The organism is Paenibacillus campi, from assembly GCF_034659835.1.
GTDB lineage: Bacteria > Bacillota > Bacilli > Paenibacillales > Paenibacillaceae > Saccharibacillus > Saccharibacillus campi.
Genome location: NZ_JAXSQZ010000008.1, coordinates 164256 through 182831, shown reverse-complemented (window position 1 = coordinate 182831; position 18576 = coordinate 164256). Strand labels below are relative to the sequence as shown.

The window sequence follows — 18576 nt, the reverse complement described above, 5'->3', positions numbered from 1 at the left end:
CGGCACAAATGGTGTCGCAACAGCCTATACTTTAGTTTGGCAGGCAAATATTCGCTCCTTTTGTCGATATTTAACTACTATTCATCCAAACATAACCAGAGCCGATAAACAGATGGCTATCACCAAAACCAAGTTAAATTTCAGCTTTGATTGTGTACTGAAATCTTTATAAATAAGTGCTTTCACACACTGACGATTGCATACGCATACGCTGTAATAGTAATTGTGCCTGTGCAGCGAGCCGCACGAAAGCATGTTATGTTGCCATCATCCTACTGTTCACTGCGAATCATATGCACAACACGCTCTACGATATCCGGCGCCGTAAATGCGGTCGTCGAACGATGAATTTGGTACGCATCCAGCTCGCCAGCAAGTGCGGCGACCATCGAGAAATGCTGCTGCTGCCTATCGAGCCTCGGAATCATAGCGCTCCGATACGTATGTGCTAGCAAAATATGCAGCCGTTCCAAACGCTCCAACTTGCGGATCGACGCATACGGTTCATCCGTTTTGACCAGTTCAAACACGCCAGCAAGTGGCACCGGCTCGTTATGAAAACGATCACCAACCGGGACGGCAAATTTATTATATTCATCATGCAATGTTGCATATCCACCGGAAGATTGTCCAAAATGATCCAGACTTTCCTGCCACAGTTTTTGCTGCGGATAGGCGGGATATACAAGCGGCACGCCATGTTCATAATGAATGGCAATGACATCATCACTGACGAGCGAATAACCGGCTTGCAAAAAGCTTGCCGCCAACGTGGATTTGCCCGCACCGGACTGTCCAACAAAGGCATACGCGCGTCCATCGATCAATAATGCACTGCCGTGCAGCGGAAACCGACCACGCTGCATTAACAGCACCCCCATACAGGTGCCTAGCACAAACAAACGAATTTTTTCGCTACTCACTCCAGGGAGCGGATCAATCGTAATCGTCGAACCATTTTGAATGCAAAATGTTGCTGTATCTGGCATGCGAAACACAAACCCTTCCGCCTGATTGCTAAAATTCGTATCACGTCTGCCGACAATGTCATCCCAGCGCGCCAAATTCGCCAGGCGAACCGTAACGTCAATTGTTTTCGTGCCATAAGCGACTTGCTGCAATTCCGGCAAAGCAATCTCACTTTGAATATTTAAGCCAAATGCTGCATAGACGGTTTTTTGAATCGTATTCATTATCCGTGCCTCCTAGCATATGTCTGCGTTTTGCGCCAATAAATGCAGTGTAGTTGTAGTGCAAGCCTACATTCGGAGCATTGTACAACCTGATTGCTAAAATTCGTATCACGTCTGCTGCGAACGATACGTGTACGTTTTCCGGCAAATGTATGATGCTTTTGGAACAATACATCATCCACACAAGCTGTAGCTGTACATTTTCGTCCGCGTCTGGCGAATACGACGGCTGTTGTTATGGCGAAGCAAGTAAGAAAATGGACCCTTAACCAAAGTTACGGTATAAGGGTCACTTTCCCACTTTAGCGAGCCAATCGGACTGGGGATAAGTATCCAAAACGTCCAGCATCTGCGCTCTTTATGTCACTTTTGCCTGCTTGCTGAGAGATGTTGCATCGTTCGCAAACGATGCTTAGCTGCTGGACAATCAGCTTGGGTTATACAGGTCAGCATCGTCATAAGTGACCCAATCAATAGCTTTCCAGCCCTTACCTGCTGCAGTTTCGTTCATCTCCAGCACTTCCATCGTTGGGGCAAGCCATTGCATTTTGTCGTTCATTATTATCGATTCCTCCTTATCCGGGTTGAATCTGTTACGTATAATAGTGCGATCGATCAACTCGGGTTGTACAGGTCCGCGTCGTCGAATGTCACCCAGTCGATCACTCTCCAGCCTTTACCTGCCATTGTTTCATTTACATCCAAAACTTCCAACGTTGGAGCTTGCCATTGCATTTTTTCGTTTGTCATGCGTTTGCCTCCTCAAATTTGGATATAAACAATGAATAACTACCCCTTCAGCTTCAATACGTCGGATCAGCTTGGATTGTACAGGTCAGCATCATCGTAAGTAACCCAGTCGATTACTTTCCAGCCTTTACCTGCCATCGTGTCGTTCACGTCCAGAACTTCCAGTTCAGGAGCGCTCCATTCCATTTTGGTCATCGTTTATGTTCACCTCCTTTATAGAATATAGAATATACGTTTCTTACGTTTTGCAAGCTTAAGCTGTAGGCTGACCACGTTAAATGCGCAGTGTAATGTTGCACAGCAGCGCTATTCCTATGCTATGATTCCAGTGTATTTTTCATGAAATGTAATGTTGAATGTAAGCTGATCAAGCTAAACTGCGAATAAATCGCCCGACGATTAGGCTGCGCATCAGCAGACGCGTCGATGGATGGAAAGCTGCTTCCGCCTCTGGTGCATCGCCCACATTGTGCAATGCGCTTACTATATTGTCCGTATTTATCCACTCTGCGACTGCTGCATCCCGGCATAATTCGCGAATTTCGTCGGTAAATGCGCCCCACTGTGGACGCATGCGCAGCACCCAATCAGCAGGCTGCAAACCGCGTACTTTCTGATTCAAACGAATTTTATCTGGCAAATGCCCTGCCGTCGCCCGGCGAATAAGCGCGCGATCCATTCCATTTTGTACATATTGATCAAATGGCAGTGATAGACAAAACTTGACGATACGCGGATCATTCGTCGGATCACGCTCCCATACGCCATAACCCATCGATAGCTTCGATGTGACCGCGCCGTCCTTGTTGGCAACCGCCAGATTGGCGAATTTGCTGTTGCGTACTTGCTCATCGGTCATCGTATCGCTGCCGATCAAGTCCAGTTCCGCCTGGCGCACTCGCTCCGCCATGCCGGTTCGCGCCGCCAGCTCCGGATTGATCCAGCGCAGCGCATCCGGTCGTCCGAGATCAGGCGCACTTCGCAGCAGTCCGGGGAACGCGGATTGACCGATCTGCTGCACCAACTTTTTGCGCCGAATGCCGGCATTGTGGCTGTACAGCTTTAATTCCTGATACAGACGCAGCCATTGAAATTTGCGCAGCATCTGTCCATAATACTCAATCGCCGGTCCCCAGGAGATCGTAAAATTACCGCGCGCTCCAGTCAGCAGTACACCCGCACCACGCTGCTGTGCCTGTTCGAAAATGCCGCGAATCCAAAAGGAATTTTCAAAATATTTATACGGCATTTCCATTAGTGACAGCCAGTGGTCAACTTCACTCAGCGGGCTCCGCTCGGCAAAATCCATATAATGATCATGCACCTCATTTACACGGCGCACATGGCGTACCGTTTCTTCGATGTACGGACGTTCATTTGCCATCACACGTGATGATGTCCAGTCTTTGAAGCCGGGAATCGGCACGAAACTGTACGTGTACAGCGGCTTGTTTTGCTGCGCCAAAATCGGTGCCGCATAACTGACTACACTGCCTGAATCAAGCCCACCGCTAAGCGTCGCCGCCACACCGTGCCGTGTACGTACTTTAGCGCGCACAACCCGTGCAAACAGCTCGCGAAACGCTTCTTCATACTCACCGTCCGAGCGAAGCTGTAACGGCGCATCCGGCAGCAGATTACCGTACTGCGCAATCCGGCAATGACCTGGTGTTACCGTTATTTGATGAGCAGGCGGCAATTGGCGGATGCCATCATATACGGTCGCATGAATATCGGTCGATTCCTCCATCGCCACCATCGTCAGAAATTCCGCCATCCACGGTGTCGATAGCTTGCGGCTCACCTGTTCACTATGTAGCAGCGCCTCCATCGTACTGGCAAAACAGAATCGCTCTGGCGCTTCCGCATAATACAGCGTTCGATTGCCCGACCAATCCCGTGCGCCAAACAACCGCTGCCCTCTACCATCCCAGATCATAAAAGCGAAGTCACCGTTAAGTCGTGGCGGCATCTGCTCGCCCCATTTATCGTACGCATGCAGGAGCAGCAGCATATCCGGCATCGTCGGTTGATGGAGCAATCCAAGCTGTTCCAACAGTTGTTCCCGATTGTCCAAAATAACATCGCCTGTAATCGCCAGTTCACGCAATGAATCATAATAAGGCATCTGCTGACCGACCGCTTCCGGTGTCACCCATTGATCATGACAACCAAGCCAGACCGTGTTTTGCTGCCATAGACCAGAGCGATCTTTCGGATAATGCGCCATCCCGTCCATCATACGCTGTCCGCTTCGTTCCAGTTGCTCCGACGACCAGCGTTGATCATAATCCCATATTCCGGCTGCTGTGCTCATGCTGCTCACTCCTTTCGCGCGCTTTGATCTACCGTTCGTTGACGATTTGGTAGTTGACGATTTGGACATATTCAATCGGCTTTCGATGTAGCAAAATTAGAAGACGATTCGTTTTCTTTCATGCGTCTTATGATCGTCATGCCTATAACAGTCTCCTATTATAGCCTCATCGTGCAGGATGGATGATGTACCGATTACCGTGCATTCCATTCGTTACACGGCTGCAAATGCAACAACTGCGCCGCTTCCGCTCGAAGCTGGTTACTGCGCTGACGCAACTGTTCAATCTGTCCGGCATAATGACGCGTACGTTCACTATAATGATGCACAAAGGCGCTTAGCTGTCGCAGCTCTGCGATCGATACCGACTGAGCCCCCTCAACGGATACAGAAGTGCCTGGCGCTTCAGCGTGCACAAGTTGAGTAACTGGCTTAATCCTTTTTTCACAATAATGCACGATTGCACCTCCGATATATAAAGTGTTGCTAAAGCTTAAAGCTTCAGCCAATCTTATACAAATGGGGAACGACGATTTTGCGAGTACAGTAGACAGACGATTTTACGAGTATAGTAGATAAAAGATGACAAAAGTACTACATTCGTTACCGATCGTTCTGTACATGCGTACTTCGCTACGATACCGGGATCGTTGCATCAATCAACGATCTTTCATCTCAATATCTCTGTTACCTTTACCCAATAGTTATTCGTTTTGAATAACTTCTTAGCTGTTGAAGCTATTATATACTCTAATCGAATAATTTACATGATAATTTTTCCAATTTTACGATTCTGCTTAAATTTTTTTGAACCGGATGATCCCTTACGCCATAAGGCTTGGCAGGGATTCTTATCTTCATTTTAGATCGCTATAAGTGTATGCGTTATGCAAACCCGTGCTACGACTGGATTTTATATAATGAATGTTCTATATTCAAATTGCGTAAATGGTTCAAAGCTGACTGTATAAGTTAGCTAAAAAGTAAGCGATTAAAAATATTACAATTTGGTTACAAAGCACATTCGTTTGTCATTTAATATGATATTTATACCAATAAAGGAATGTATGTTCCTATAAAATAATTTTAAAGTGGTGGTTTGAAAATTGAATAGGCGTAATGAGTAAACTGTTTTATACGCTTTTCCTATCCATCGATAGAATAGAAATGAATGAATACGATCTAAATAAGGTGTTGCAAAAGGTTACATTTACGTTTGTGCGCATATGGAGGCGATAGTCTAAAGTACTAGTCATTCCTAATTGTTACAGACTATGCTGGCGGCATATAACAAAAATCCGGGCTGCAACGTTCCATTTGGATACGTTGCAGCCCGGATTTTGTTAGTGATAAGCGATCATCAATTTGTGCTTAAGGCACCATCTGTCCGCGTGCGCTCGTATACAGCAAATACCATTCATCCCGGCTCATTTGCTCTGCCTGACGTTCGGCATCTTGACAGGCGGCAATACGCTTCGGATTTGTGGTGCCGATAATCGGCTGAATTAGCGCTGGATGGCGCATCAGCCAGCCGAGTACGATCGCTTCGGCGGTCGTTTCTTTTTCATCCGCCATACGCTGTACGAGCGCTGCCGTTTGGCGGATATGCTCAGGCTCTTGATCCACTTTGAGACCGGAAAATTTCCCACGTGCTAGCGGGCTCCATGCTTGCAACTGAATATTACGGCTACGGCAATATTCCATCAGACCAGCACCGAAGTTCACGCTTGTGCCTGCATTTTGATTCACATGGATATCCTGATCGACAAAATGCAGATGCCCCAAACTCATTTCCAGCTGATTGACCGCAAATGAATCCGGAATCGCCTGCTGCAAAAACTCAATCTGCGCTGCGCTCATATTCGATACGCCAAAATACCGCACTTTGCCTGCCGCCTTCAGCTGGGCTAGCGCTTCCGCCACTTCATCCGGCTCGACTAACGGGTCAGGACGATGTAGCAGCAATACATCCAAATAATCAATCCCCAGACGCTCCAAACTTGCGTCGACCGAACGCACGATATGTTCACGCGAAAAGTTAAACCGTCCTGGCCACAGATCGTCCTGCAATTGAATGCCGCATTTGGACTGGATGACCATCTGTTGACGCAGTTCTGGTCGGCTCTGCAAAATACGACCAAACACCTGCTCCGCCTTCCCACGCGTATAAATATCCGCATGATCAAACATCGTAATTCCGATGTCCAGTGCAGCCTCGACCGCCGCCTCTGCTTCTTTGACATGCTCGTCCGTAAATGGCTGGCTGTCCCAGCTTCCTCCAAACGGCATACAGCCAAGTGCCAAGCGGCTTGCATTCACCCCGCGCTTTACGAGTGGCATTATTTTGCTCATCGTTTATATCCTCCTGTCTATCAGCTGCTAGCTATATTTTACATTAGTATACTTTACTATGTTCTCATATTGCGCCTGTCGATGACAATAGAGCTGGCAATGACAACGTTACAACCGTACATAAAAAAAGGGAACCGTCGGTAAGACAGCTCCCTTGCGCGACTAGAGTAAACTTTAACTCAATACAGCTCCAACTCACTAACGCTCACTTGCGCGGGTCCAGTATTGCGGTTTATGATCAGCTTATACGTTTTGTACGCTTTGTCATTATTAACCGCATACGTTTTGGTTACCCCGGCATCCCAACGAATCGATGAAGGCACTTCATGCACAACTTCGCTCCATTGCTCACCATCATTGGAGCCAACCAGTGCCCACGATACCGGAGCGGTCGCTGGACTGGCTGCCGAGATCGAATAGCCTTTAATAACCGTCGGTTGTTGGAATGTATATGACAGCGACGCATCTACATAACGCTGCGAATCGCTTGTCCATGCGCTGTCGGCGGCAAGCGAATGATCAAATGCTTTCCAAGCGGTGTCCGCATGTACCGAAGCGCTTGCCGTTCCGCCTGTTGCTGTCGGCGGCACCAGATTATAATTGTTTTGATACTGCTGCAACTCCAAATCGTCAACGGTGATCCAGTCGCCTCCATTATTGCTTGAAATGAACAACGCATACCCGCTGTACGCCTCATCATTAGTAATCTCGAATGTTTTACGCTCACCCGGTGTCCAGTCGGTTTGAGCGGATTGCTCGTCAAGCGCCAACCATTTGTTGCCGAGCTTGCCGGCAAATACCCAATCTTGCGGTGCATTGGCTGGATCATACGTATCGGCTTGCACTGTATAACGGGTAATTACCTTTTTGTCATTGAATTCGTACCCAATCTGTGCCGTTGATCCATCCGCTGCGGCTTGCCAATAGCTGCCCGGATCGGTTGTATCATCAAATGCCCGCCATGCCTCATGTCCCGTCTGCTCTACACTGGCAGTCGCTGCGCCATTGCTACCTGTGTCCGCAGTTAGCGTAGGTACAACATCCCCACTATACGAAAGTGCCGCCGCTGTTCCTGCCTGATAGCATGTGCCTGTCAGCAAAATGCCTGCTATCCATAATCCCTTTTGTTTACCCCAAAATCCCATGTACTTGATCTCTCCTTTATATGCAATCAAACATCCGAACCATCTGGTCGGAAACGGTTAAACAAGCTTAAAATTTCCATGACGGTTTAATAACCATTTATTTACTAATTGACTCATTTTATTACATATTTAGCGAGCATTTTTTTAAAATATTTTAGCGCTGCCCTTCGTTTCATCGTCAGCATGCGGTCATTAAAGCGATTGCACAACTACATAAATGAACGCTATGAACGGATTGACACGCTATTTCACACAGATTATACAGTAATGCAGTGACGAACTAATCGCTTGTTCCCAGCTCCTCATCAAAGTTGGATATGTAAACGAGATTGCCCGAAATTGTGATGGACGCTAATCGTCATCTATCGGCAATCGGTTTACTGCTTCAATCATTGCTATGTATGCCTATCATTTTAGCGACTGTTGCCTTTTTTGGAATGATTCAAATTGCTTATTTATTCATTTTGTCCAATTTCTACCTTAATCGCTCGTTTTCAGGCGTATATCGTTGTTTGTTGCAACAAATACAGTGCTTCTAGCAACGTATTTCGAGCAATTACGACGCTGTGCCCATTTAATCCATACGGTCATTTCATATGTACGAAGCTTTATTCACACTAAAAAGGACGATTTCAGCGTCTGAAACCGTCCTTTTCGTTATTATTATACGTTATGTTGGAGCGAGGCGACGATTATTTGCGCTCGATCACAATATCGCCGTAGCTTGCGTTCACGGTCGCGTTAAGCAGATTCGCCGCACCACGCAGCGGTACATACGTTGTGCCTTTAATATGAATAACATTGGCGGGCAACATCCGTACTTGTCCATTAACGGTCGCACGTTTGGAGTTTAATTTCAGCTCTACTACCGCTCCGGTAATGTCGTCGGTCAGCAAAACTTGCTTACTGGACGGATTCCATTCTAGCTGTGCATCAAGCGCACTCGCCAAGTCTTTGACAGCAATGTATGTTACTTTATTGCGGGTAATCGTCTCATAGTCGGAATATGGGCCGACATAGACGTTTTTGTGCGTAATGCCTGCCATTTTCAGCAGTTCATACACCGGTGAGTTCGTATCAAAGTTACGCAAAAGTGTACCTGGTGTTGTGCTTGGATTAACGTTTAATGCACCAGCGCTCATATCGACCGGATCAGCAACTACATTGCCGTTCACATTCCATATTTCGCTTTCGGAATGCAAATTGATCGATGTGTAAGACGAGTCAGCCGGCAGCGCGATCGTCACATCCAGCAATTGCTTACGTGCATACAAGTCTTTGTCAAAATAAACATCGGTCGTCACACGCGTGTTCGGCCCGAATACGGTCGTAAACGAATCATCCGATTGCAGAGACGCGATTTGCTGATCGTAATCTTGCAGCAGATCGTTCAGCCCTTCGCTCACCGTTTTGTAGCCTTCTTTGACAAATTCATCCCGATTGCCCCATCCGGCATAACTTCCTGTTTCTGTATCCATCTGTGTCAGCACAGGTGCATAATAATCGTACACCGCGCCGATCAACTCTTTCAATCCTTGCTCATCCGCTGCAACGCTCGTCAGGAATGGCTTTATCAATTGCAGCACTTCCTGCCCATCCAACTCGATATGCAAACGTGTCAGATCAAGCGTTTCACCGCCATACACAGCCGTGCTTACCGTATCGGCGGAAATGTTCGCCGCATTAGGCAGGTGGGTGAATAAGAAAGAAGCAACGGATTTAGCGAATTCTTTTTGTTTGCCTTGCAGCAATTGCACGTTGAGCGATGAGCCAAGTCCAAGTGCTTCTTCATAAGCTTTGGTCGATATGTAAATCGGTTGTTTTGCCCCGTCCAAATTGATCGCAATTCCGTCCGGATTCATATACATATGGAACGGAAGACGCTGGCCGCTGTATTCCACAGCTCCGACAAGCGACATTTCGGTCGCGCTTTGCATTTTGGCGCTATCGATTACAAGTTTGCTGGAGTTCAGCATCGTGGCAACTAGACGATCTCCCACGCTTGCCGATGCGGAAGGCGTCAGCTGTAAACTGAACGTTTGATTCGATTCAAGCGATTGCACGTCTAGATTACGAATCATTGCATTTTTGACATCCAGATTGCCGACTGCTTGACAACCGGATAACACAATTAGCAACAACACCAATGGAAGTGTAATCCATAATTTCCTTTTCATTGATAATATCCCCTCTCTTTATCGAACTTCGCATTCATTATCCCAGTTTACGTATCGTTTGTAAAATGAACAAATACCTAATAATTAGTTAATATGATCCACAGCAGCCATGCACGTTCTATGTTGCACCGCCACGGGGATGTCTGGACGCAGGGACTAGTTATCGTGGAATCGCAGTGGGCGCTCTATGTCGCACCGTCATCTTGTCGCTGCTCGCCTGCCTTGTTGGGCTGAAGCGATGCGTACATATGGTACAATAAAAGTAATATTCACTATTCATTATTTATCATTCACTATTAACTATGAGTGAAAAGCTATCGTACATTTTGGAGGAATGCCGTTTATGATCAAAAACGAAAAAATCAAAGCATCCGAAGTCCAGCTTACCGGCATCGCTGGTGAAGACCTCGGCATAATGCCTACCGTCGACGCGCTCAAACTTGCCAAACAGCTTAAAGTCGATCTTGTCTGCACTTCGCTATTCAGCAGCCCGCCGCCATGCCAGCTAATCGCTGCCGGTGCTGCCCGGCAACAGCAGCAACAAGCAGCGCGCCGCGATCGTTCAGCCAAGTTGAAGGAAATTCGCCTCAATGCGTCCATCGAAGATCATGATTATGAAACCAAGCAACAGCAAGCACGTCGTTTGCTGCAATCCGGTCATTCGGTTATGCTCGTCGTCAAGACAGGCAACAATAAACAGTCTGCTGCCGCACGTAAACTGCTCGACGAGCTGCTGCGCGATCTGAAAGCCGATGGCAGTCCAACGACCGGTATTCAAGTCAGTGGCAAACAGTCGATGGTGCAGCTTGATCCACCACCTGGAAACTAATGCGCAAGTGCGTTGATAATGTTTGTATCCTATGCATACGGGCAACAACAAATAAACTAAACGTATAGATCACGTATACATTAGAACACGATTCACGTATAACTAACAGCACACAACATAAACAAGCCTTTCCCGCATCGTCTTGGGAAAGGCTTGTTCGCTGTCATTGACTTTAATATTGCATCGCACATCTCGGTCATTATCATACTACAATGAACAGGTTTCAATTCCAGCAAAACAAGTTCGCTATAAGTTGTTGCCTGCCTAATGCGGATGCGACCAACATATCGTTCAACACTTTACAGCAATCGCATCGCCGCCGGCACATCGCTAAGCTAAGCGCCCATTTTATATACAAATATCATAAAAACATTTAACACCATTCATCATTATTTACTATCAGCCCCTACTCAGCAGCGATAATGACCACCATGCAAATCATCTTGCCCCGGCAGACTCGGTAACCGATTCGCTAGCTCGCCTTGCTGTTCAACCCGCATCATTAGCGGACTATTACCGGAAGGCAACGCCGAACCAAGCCTCAATACAAAACGGAAACTTGCCCCTTCATTCGCCGCACTCGTCACATCGATACTGCCTTCCATCAATTCCACCAGCTTTTTACAAATGGACAAGCCGAGACCGGTACCGCCGTATTTGCGATTAAGCACCGGATGCAATTGTGAAAACGGTTGGAACAGCAAATGCTGTTGTTCAGCGGCAATGCCGATGCCTGTATCAGCGACCGTAAATTCCAGCCATGTTTCCGCACTACCAGAAGCTTGCCCTTCCTCACGCAGCAGCGAACGAACCGACATATGAATCTGTCCTTGCTCGGTAAATTTCACCGCATTGCCCACGAGATGCGTTAAAATTTGACGAATGCGTAACTCATCTCCGTATAATAGCTCCGGCACATCCGGCTCAATCGTAACGTGGAGCGCATTGCCCTTCTCGGCAGCGCGCAGCAGGAACAGCTCGGCAATATGATCAAACAAATCCGCAATCGCAAACGTATGCGGCTCCAACACAAGCATACCGGATTCCGCTTTACTAAAGTCCAAAATCTCATTTAGCAAATTCAGCAAATCCTCACTACTGTTCAGCAAAATGTCCAAATAGCTACGCTGCTGCTCATCCAGTATCGTATCGGCAAGCAACCCTGCCATACCCATAATGCCGTTCATCGGTGTGCGCAGCTCATGGCTCATCACGGACATAAATTCCGATTTGGCACGATCGGCACGTTCTGCCGATTCTTTGGCACGCAGCACTTCTTTTTCATTCGTAATATCGCGGAATACGATCACCGCACCACGCCGTTCTCCTTGCTCATAGACCGGTGTAACCCGATATGCCGCCAAAAAGCTGGAACCATCATTTTTCCAAAACACCGTTTCTTCTTCACGATGTGGTGTTCCTTGCCTGATCGCCTGAATAATCGCTGATTGCTCATCCAGCTCATCAAAATTATAAAATCCGTTTTGCCAGCATGGTTCATCCGCACCGCTACCATCGATGCTAGCCTGCTTCATATTCAATCCGAGCATTTCAGCACCGGTACGATTAATGAAAATGCCGCGTCCATCTTCATCGACACTGAAAATGCCTTCTGACACCGAATCGAGAATGAGTGCGCGTTCATTGCCCAATTTCTCAATTAAAGCGATATAACGTTTAAGCTCGGTCGTTTCGGTGATAATGCCGTACAGCCCAATCACCTCGGTATCCGACATAATCGGCACATTCATCACATCGGCGCTAAATATCGAACCATCCCGGCGCCGGATGTTCAGCTCATAAATTTGCGGCACACCTTGTCTAGCAAGGAGAACATGATGGCGAATTTTCGGTAATTCCGCTTCCATTAGGAAAGGATAGACTTTCATCCCGATCAATTCATGCCGCGAATAACCAGTCAGTTCTTCCAAACTGCTATTCACCGACAGGAAATGACCTTCCAGATCGATCGCACATACACCGGACGGATTATTTTCAAATAATGAACGGTAACGATGTTCGCTATCACGCAGCACGGTTTCCAAATATTTGCGCTCGGTAATATCACGCGATACCGCGGTAAACGTATACCGACCTTCGTATTCATTGTACGTATACCGACTAAGCGTTTCCAGCCATACATAATGTCCGTCCCGATGGCGATACCGGAAAATAAGCGTATCATGATGATTATGCTTTCGTGAACGTACATGCTCCACATAGCGCGCTAATTTCTCCCGATCATCCGGGTGTGCAATCGCAAAGCATGAGCGACCGACCAGCTCGTCTTGCTCGTAGCCGAGCAATGTTTGGCATGCAGGTGATACGAACAACATCGTACATTCCGCATCATCCTGGTGACGTGAGATCAGATCAAGCGAATTGTCCGTAATCAGGCGATAATTGTATTCACTGCGCCGCAGTTGTTCACTCACACTATATTGGCGGGTCATATCCTGCACGATTCCGATCATCTGTATCGGTTGTCCGGTGTCCGGATCACAGATCGTATCCCAGTGCGTTTGTACCGTTTTCTCCGTACCGTCTGGAATAATAATGCGATACGTATTCACACCGCCTTCACCACGTGCAACAGCACGCTCTAAACATTCCGCCACATAATCTTTATCATCCGGGTGAATGGTCGTTAAATACGAATCAGGTGTATGTTCCAGCGATTTCATCGCATACCCAAAAATGCGTAACACATCGCGTGAAAAATGAATTTCACCTTTGACCATATCCCAATTCCAGGCGCCTACACCTGCCATCCGATGCGCACGGGAAATAATATCTTCCTGCGCTTTGCGCTTAGTCACATCCTGAATGACACTGAGTATATTTTTTAACTTTCCATGCTCATCATACATCTCTTGTGTGAATGCTTCGATCCAGCATTCCTGTCCGTCCTGATGACGAACACGGCGAATAATGCTGCGCCGATCCTGATGCATCCAGAGCGAGTTGTACTGTCCATGCGGATCGATACAAAAATCGCTATAATGCGAATGAATAAGCTCCTTGGGCTCATAACCGAGCATTTGTTTAATCGATGGTGATACATATTCAATCCGTCCCTCCGGCGTGCTAAGCACCACCGCACTAGTCGCATTACGTGTCACCAGCGTACGCAAATCTTCTTCCTGATGCTCTTTGACCTCGCTTGCATATACAATCATATATTGCAGCGGCTCAGTCGGCGCTTCCGGGTAAAAAGACGGCTGTAACGTCAACCAGATCGGGCGATGATCACCACGCACGATCCGGTGCTCTAGCTCCTGGCTGCTACGACGCTCCAACCATAGCTCCGCCAATCGATGTTCCTCCAGCAGATGGCGCAACAATTCTTCCTCGTACGCCAACAAACGACAAAACGCCGGATTCACGTATTGACACGCTCCCTCAGGCGAAAAAATAGCAATTCCACCGGGCGCGTGCTGATATATATGCAAAAGTAGAGACATATCAGGTACAAGCCCTTTATTCACAATTCCATCCTCCCCATATGTGTAAAGCTTCTTAAAACTTGCAACTTTCACCATAATATAGCCTATTTGACGACAAGTTAAACGATCTGACCGTGTATATTTCGTGAATGGGAATATGGTCGCATATCGAATACGCATACAGGCAGTGAATAGGATGATTTTTTTCGCTTTTTTAATGCTGCTGATGCAATACGTGATATGCTCAGTATATCGGTTGTGGTCAGGAGTGTGCTTAGGGGTAGGGGAGGATGAATAGGCATTTCATCAAACGATGGTTAGATCGACAAACTGTACATGTACTTAAGACAAGGTACTAGTAGGCTGTCTCAAATGGAAATTGTGTTTGAACGTACCTTAACCGATTCATCATCAAGCAATGATTAGATCGACAAACCGTAAATGTATATGAGACAAGCTACTAGGGCGTGTCTTCAAACGACTTTACAGATCGTTCGATCCGGGTAAATTGCGTCAGACTAAGCTGTACAGGGTCTTATTTCTAACCTTTGTGAACAATAAATAATACGTAGGACAGTTTGAAGACAACACCTAGTACGCTGACCAAGTTAAATGTTAATTTTGACCATGCACTGGAATCCTGATAATAATAGCTTGTTCTAGCTTCAACACTTAAATTATTCTCGGTCAATGTACTAGCCTCTAAGGCGTACGTGTACACAAACTTGGGGTGGTCGGGCAAATACGACTGCGGCTTGCAGCATACGAGTTTACTCACATACCTAATCTAAACTGTACAAAAAAACAGCCACGACGTATCCGTGACTGTTCCTTTATTTAACCGGTATGATTGAATTAATCGTCCTGTTCAGCGACTATGATACAGCTCAATCGCCGCCAAGCCTATATTTTTAGCTCTGGTAAACCAACCGTGCCGTCTTACACTTTGCTGCTGTGTAGCCCTGCTTTGTTAGCGATTTCGTCGATGATGTCCGCCGTAGTCGATACCTGTCCAAATTCGTAAGCGATGACCGTTAATGTCATGCGCTGAATATCATCTGCCGAGACCGCTCCCCAGCCAAGATCAGGGTAATCCATCGCCGCATTCGCATCGCTCAAAAAAACAATTTCGTATTCACGATGAGCGCCATCACGTACGGTCGTTTCGCAACATACATTCGTGACCGTACCGCAGATGATGATCGTACGAATATCGTGCTTGCGCAAAATCGTATCCAGATCAGTATCATGGAAACCGCTGTAAAATAATTTATCTACTATAATATCGCCCGGTTCGGGGGTTAGTTCATCGATAATTTCTACGCCTGGTGTGCCACGCTTCAAAATCTCGTTTACGTTTGGATACATATCGAGCATGCGCCCGGTATCGCTACCATCTCCGCGTACGATATGGCGCAAATAAATGACCGGCATACCGGCTGTGCGCGCTATACTTGTTAGCTGCTGAATCGGCTCGATAATGCCTGCGGTGCGCGGCACATACAATGCACCGTCCGGTTGACAAAATACATTTTGCATATCAACGACAATGACAGCTGTACGCTCCGTTTGAAAATCCCATTTAACTTTTGCTTTCATATTGATGATCCTCCTCGGGTCATTTGCCCATTATGATAAGTTTGCGGTTGTTCATATTAGCAGATCGGACATTGCAATTTTGAACATAGAGCTGCCAACTTTGGTTACGTACATGCGCTGTCTATACGATCTCACTCGGCGCTTTAGTCAGCCCAGCTTCACGCTTGGCGCGCCGCTCTAGCAGCGGGCGAACCCACATATTCACAATCGTATTCAGCCCGATCAGCATCACGACACCGACCAGCATCGGCTGTGTAATTACACTTTGAATCGCCAGTGGTAATTGTGCGGTCAATTCGGTTGGCAAATACATCGTACCGAGCGAAATAATAAATGAAGCGCCCGCCACGACCAAATTCAGCTCATCCCAGACGACTTTGCTCACCATCTGCACACCGCTAATGGCGATAATACCGAATAAAATCGTCGACGCTGCCGACAACACCGGACTCGGTAAGGAAGCGATAAACATGCCGACTTTAGGAATTAAACCGAGCACAATAGCGAGTATGCCTGCGGTCATCGTCACATAACGACTGCCGATACCGGATACACGTACGATACCGATATTTTCCGGGTAGGATGTCGTGCCCAGACCGCCAAAGATAGCGCCTAGTGTACAGCCGAGAAATTCACCAAACAGCCCACGGTTCACCCGCTCATTGCTTAGCTTCTGTTTGCCCCATTTCGTTAGCAATGTATACATGCCCACCGCTTCCGCCGATGCCTGCAAAAACGCAAGCAGCATCAAAATAACGATCGGAATCGAAACGCCGAAGCCAAACGGAAACAAACTTGGCAGACTAAACCAGCTTGCCGTAGCAACCGCCGAGAAATCGGTCGTACCAAAGATGGCATAAAAGATCGTACCGATCATAATGCCCCACAATAACGCTCCACGCCGCAAAATCGTATTGCCGCCAACGATCATAAATACGAGCACACAGAGCACGGTTACTAATGAAGCGACAAAGTTCATGCCGATGCCTGCGCTACCAAACCAGTTTTTCAGTCCAATGCTTGCCAGCTGTGCGCCGATAATGATTAGCAATGTGCCATACACAATCGGTGGCGAAATAAATTTGTTCACATAGCCGATTAGACCGAAGCGACGAATCGGAATTGCCAGCAGCATAAAGATTACACCTGCCACCGCCATCGAGCCAAATGCCGTACCTAGTCCTACACTTGCCCCTGCCGACAATACCGCCACAAAAAATGCCGCTGTCGGGCCTTGTACGACAGGCAAGCGCAACATACGACCGGATTGCAGCACCGTCACCAAACCTGTTGTCAAAAAACAAGCCTGGATCATATACCCGATCACACTGGAATCAAGTTTAAGCGCCTGACCGATCAACACCGGAAATAGGAAAATGCCTGTTAATGCCAACAAATGCTGAAATCCATACGTTAAATTCGCACCGACAGACAATTTCTCCTCAATTCCTACCGTCAACACTTGTTCTTCCCCCTGCGTTTCATGCACACTGAACCACTCCTATCCATATATAGGTGCCATCTATTAGCAATCTCGACGCAAACAGCGTATTATCTGCTGTTTCACGATCAACAAACGCCCTTGTGCCGCATTGTACGGTATGCCATTTGCATTTTGAATTCGTAGCTTGGTCTGTGCACTAGTAGCTTGGTCTGTGCACTATTAAGTGCGTTTCAAACGTAATTTTTTATGGAAACTGCTCACTAGTACCTTGACCGAGATTAATTTGAGTATTCAATCTGTTTTAAGGTCGCATGGATCAGCATTTCAGTACACAATCAAAATTAACATTTAACTTGGTCAAGCTACTAGGTTCGTTTTAATGGGAGCAAGCATTGCGGCGTGCGGTCACAGCAGCGAGATTTTGCAGCGTATACCGCTTTGCCGCCTCGCTGTCCTGCGCCTTAATCGCCGTGTAGATTGCCTCATGATAAATAGTATTGTCTTCATAGCTCTCTGTTTCCAAAATGAGCTGGCTCAGCAGTTCCCGCAATCCTTCGACTATGACGGTATACATCGCTGTAAACACATGATTATGACATGATTCGACAACCGCAATATGAAAAGCGATGTCCGATGCGACGTATTCGGCGTATCGGCCTGTTTTCAAACATTCATTACGCTGATCAAGCAGTGTGCGCAGCTTGTGCAGATCGGCTTCGGTTCGCCGGCTTGCTGCTAGCACGACCGCTTCGCATTCCAGCATCCGTCTCATTTCCAGCACCTGTTCAAAATTGGGCGGTGTTAATGTAGCATGTATCGCTTCCAAACCTGTCGTTGATTTTTGGATATACGTGCCATCCCCTTGGCGCACCTCCAAAAATCCGGCATGCATTAATATTTTGATAGCTTCACGTACAGTGGAACGTCCGACCGACAGCAATCGCATCAATTCAGGCTCCGGTGGCAGTTTTGCTCCTGGCTTATACTGGTCGGATTGAATAAGCATCATCAATTGATCTAGCACTTCATCAACCAGCTTGCGCCGCTGAACCGCTTTTAATCCGATCGAAGCAGAAATGAACAACACCTCTTTCTATGTGCATGTAAGTTTTCCTTACTCGTAAGCAAACATCTGATGTTTAAACGGTTATAGCGCAAATTATAGGAGCAGTTTCATATGAAAACAAGCGTTATTTTTCTTTATTGTTATATTTCATAACTTATTTTACTGAAAATCTTTCTTTTCAGCTTCTTAGGATAGTATTTTTTCTCTCTTTCACCTTTTAAAACACGTTGTTTTTTAAAACGTGTAATAAAAAGTAAC

The 18576-nt window shown here is 46.9% G+C and carries 14 protein-coding genes; 1 reads left to right on the top strand and 13 read right to left on the bottom strand.

All coding sequences use genetic code 11. From position 1 onward, the window contains the following. Positions 1-272: 272 nt before the first annotated feature. The 9 genes from U1I11_RS17895 to U1I11_RS17855 all read right to left on the bottom strand — a co-directional run bounded on the left by U1I11_RS17895 (position 273) and on the right by U1I11_RS17855 (position 9934). Positions 273-1193, bottom strand: coding sequence for an aldolase (locus tag U1I11_RS17895; protein WP_322907493.1), 921 nt, complete (start codon positions 1191-1193; stop codon positions 273-275). Between the two features lie 427 nt (positions 1194-1620). Then, the gene (locus U1I11_RS17890; protein WP_322907492.1) at positions 1621-1752 is read right to left on the bottom strand and encodes a paeninodin family lasso peptide; all 132 of its coding nucleotides are present in this window, start codon (positions 1750-1752) and stop codon (positions 1621-1623) included. A gap of 56 nt (positions 1753-1808) precedes the next feature. Beyond that, a complete protein-coding gene (locus U1I11_RS17885) occupies positions 1809-1943 on the bottom strand; it encodes a paeninodin family lasso peptide (protein WP_322907491.1) in 135 nt (44 codons plus the stop codon). 66 nt (positions 1944-2009) lie between these two features. Then, complete coding sequence (locus U1I11_RS17880) at positions 2010-2138, bottom strand: paeninodin family lasso peptide (RefSeq protein WP_322907490.1); 129 nt, start codon at positions 2136-2138, stop codon at positions 2010-2012. 172 nt (positions 2139-2310) lie between these two features. Then, positions 2311-4260: an asparagine synthase-related protein gene (locus U1I11_RS17875; RefSeq protein ID WP_322907489.1), complete on the bottom strand. Its 1950-nt coding sequence runs from the start codon at positions 4258-4260 to the stop codon at positions 2311-2313. Positions 4261-4454: 194 nt separating this feature from the next. Further along, positions 4455-4718, bottom strand: a complete 264-nt coding sequence (locus tag U1I11_RS17870) for a hypothetical protein (protein WP_322907488.1) — start codon at positions 4716-4718, stop codon at positions 4455-4457. 913 nt (positions 4719-5631) lie between these two features. Next, entirely contained in the window at positions 5632-6612 is a 981-nt protein-coding gene (locus tag U1I11_RS17865) for an aldo/keto reductase (protein WP_322907487.1), read from the bottom strand. Between the two features lie 179 nt (positions 6613-6791). Continuing rightward, a complete protein-coding gene (locus U1I11_RS17860) occupies positions 6792-7757 on the bottom strand; it encodes a hypothetical protein (RefSeq protein WP_322907486.1) in 966 nt (321 codons plus the stop codon). Between the two features lie 692 nt (positions 7758-8449). Then, on the bottom strand, positions 8450-9934 hold the full coding sequence (locus U1I11_RS17855; RefSeq protein ID WP_322907485.1) for a copper amine oxidase N-terminal domain-containing protein: 1485 nt from the start codon (positions 9932-9934) through the stop codon (positions 8450-8452). A 343-nt stretch (positions 9935-10277) separates the two neighbouring features. On the opposite strand from U1I11_RS17855, the gene infC reads away from it, so the two are divergent. Then, complete coding sequence (infC, locus tag U1I11_RS17850) at positions 10278-10763, top strand: translation initiation factor IF-3 (RefSeq protein ID WP_322907484.1); 486 nt, start codon at positions 10278-10280, stop codon at positions 10761-10763. A 410-nt stretch (positions 10764-11173) separates the two neighbouring features. Here infC and U1I11_RS17845 read toward each other — a convergent pair whose 3' ends face one another. The 4 genes from U1I11_RS17845 to U1I11_RS17830 all read right to left on the bottom strand — a co-directional run bounded on the left by U1I11_RS17845 (position 11174) and on the right by U1I11_RS17830 (position 18336). After that, positions 11174-14227 (bottom strand): PAS domain S-box protein, encoded by a 3054-nt coding sequence (locus U1I11_RS17845; RefSeq protein WP_322907538.1) that lies wholly within the window; start codon positions 14225-14227, stop codon positions 11174-11176. Between the two features lie 921 nt (positions 14228-15148). Further along, complete coding sequence (locus U1I11_RS17840) at positions 15149-15808, bottom strand: cysteine hydrolase family protein (protein WP_322907483.1); 660 nt, start codon at positions 15806-15808, stop codon at positions 15149-15151. 121 nt (positions 15809-15929) lie between these two features. After that, positions 15930-17297, bottom strand: a complete 1368-nt coding sequence (locus U1I11_RS17835) for a uracil-xanthine permease family protein (RefSeq protein ID WP_322907482.1) — start codon at positions 17295-17297, stop codon at positions 15930-15932. Between the two features lie 331 nt (positions 17298-17628). Further along, entirely contained in the window at positions 17629-18336 is a 708-nt protein-coding gene (locus U1I11_RS17830) for a FadR/GntR family transcriptional regulator (RefSeq protein ID WP_322907481.1), read from the bottom strand. Positions 18337-18576 lie beyond the last annotated feature (240 nt).

Excerpts from the sequence above, each read along its gene's own strand:
- U1I11_RS17895 (WP_322907493.1), bottom strand. The coding sequence starts at position 1,193 with ATGAATACGATTCAAAAAACCGTCTATGCAGCATTTGGCTTAAATATT.
- U1I11_RS17890 (WP_322907492.1), bottom strand. The coding sequence starts at position 1,752 with ATGAACGACAAAATGCAATGGCTTGCCCCAACGATGGAAGTGCTGGAG.
- U1I11_RS17885 (WP_322907491.1), bottom strand. The coding sequence starts at position 1,943 with ATGACAAACGAAAAAATGCAATGGCAAGCTCCAACGTTGGAAGTTTTG.
- U1I11_RS17880 (WP_322907490.1), bottom strand. The coding sequence starts at position 2,138 with ATGACCAAAATGGAATGGAGCGCTCCTGAACTGGAAGTTCTGGACGTG.
- U1I11_RS17875 (WP_322907489.1), bottom strand. The coding sequence starts at position 4,260 with ATGAGCACAGCAGCCGGAATATGGGATTATGATCAACGCTGGTCGTCG.
- U1I11_RS17865 (WP_322907487.1), bottom strand. The coding sequence starts at position 6,612 with ATGAGCAAAATAATGCCACTCGTAAAGCGCGGGGTGAATGCAAGCCGC.
- U1I11_RS17860 (WP_322907486.1), bottom strand. The coding sequence starts at position 7,757 with ATGGGATTTTGGGGTAAACAAAAGGGATTATGGATAGCAGGCATTTTG.
- U1I11_RS17855 (WP_322907485.1), bottom strand. The coding sequence starts at position 9,934 with ATGAAAAGGAAATTATGGATTACACTTCCATTGGTGTTGTTGCTAATT.
- infC (WP_322907484.1), top strand. The coding sequence starts at position 10,278 with ATGATCAAAAACGAAAAAATCAAAGCATCCGAAGTCCAGCTTACCGGC.
- U1I11_RS17845 (WP_322907538.1), bottom strand. The coding sequence starts at position 14,227 with ATGTCTCTACTTTTGCATATATATCAGCACGCGCCCGGTGGAATTGCT.
- U1I11_RS17840 (WP_322907483.1), bottom strand. The coding sequence starts at position 15,808 with ATGAAAGCAAAAGTTAAATGGGATTTTCAAACGGAGCGTACAGCTGTC.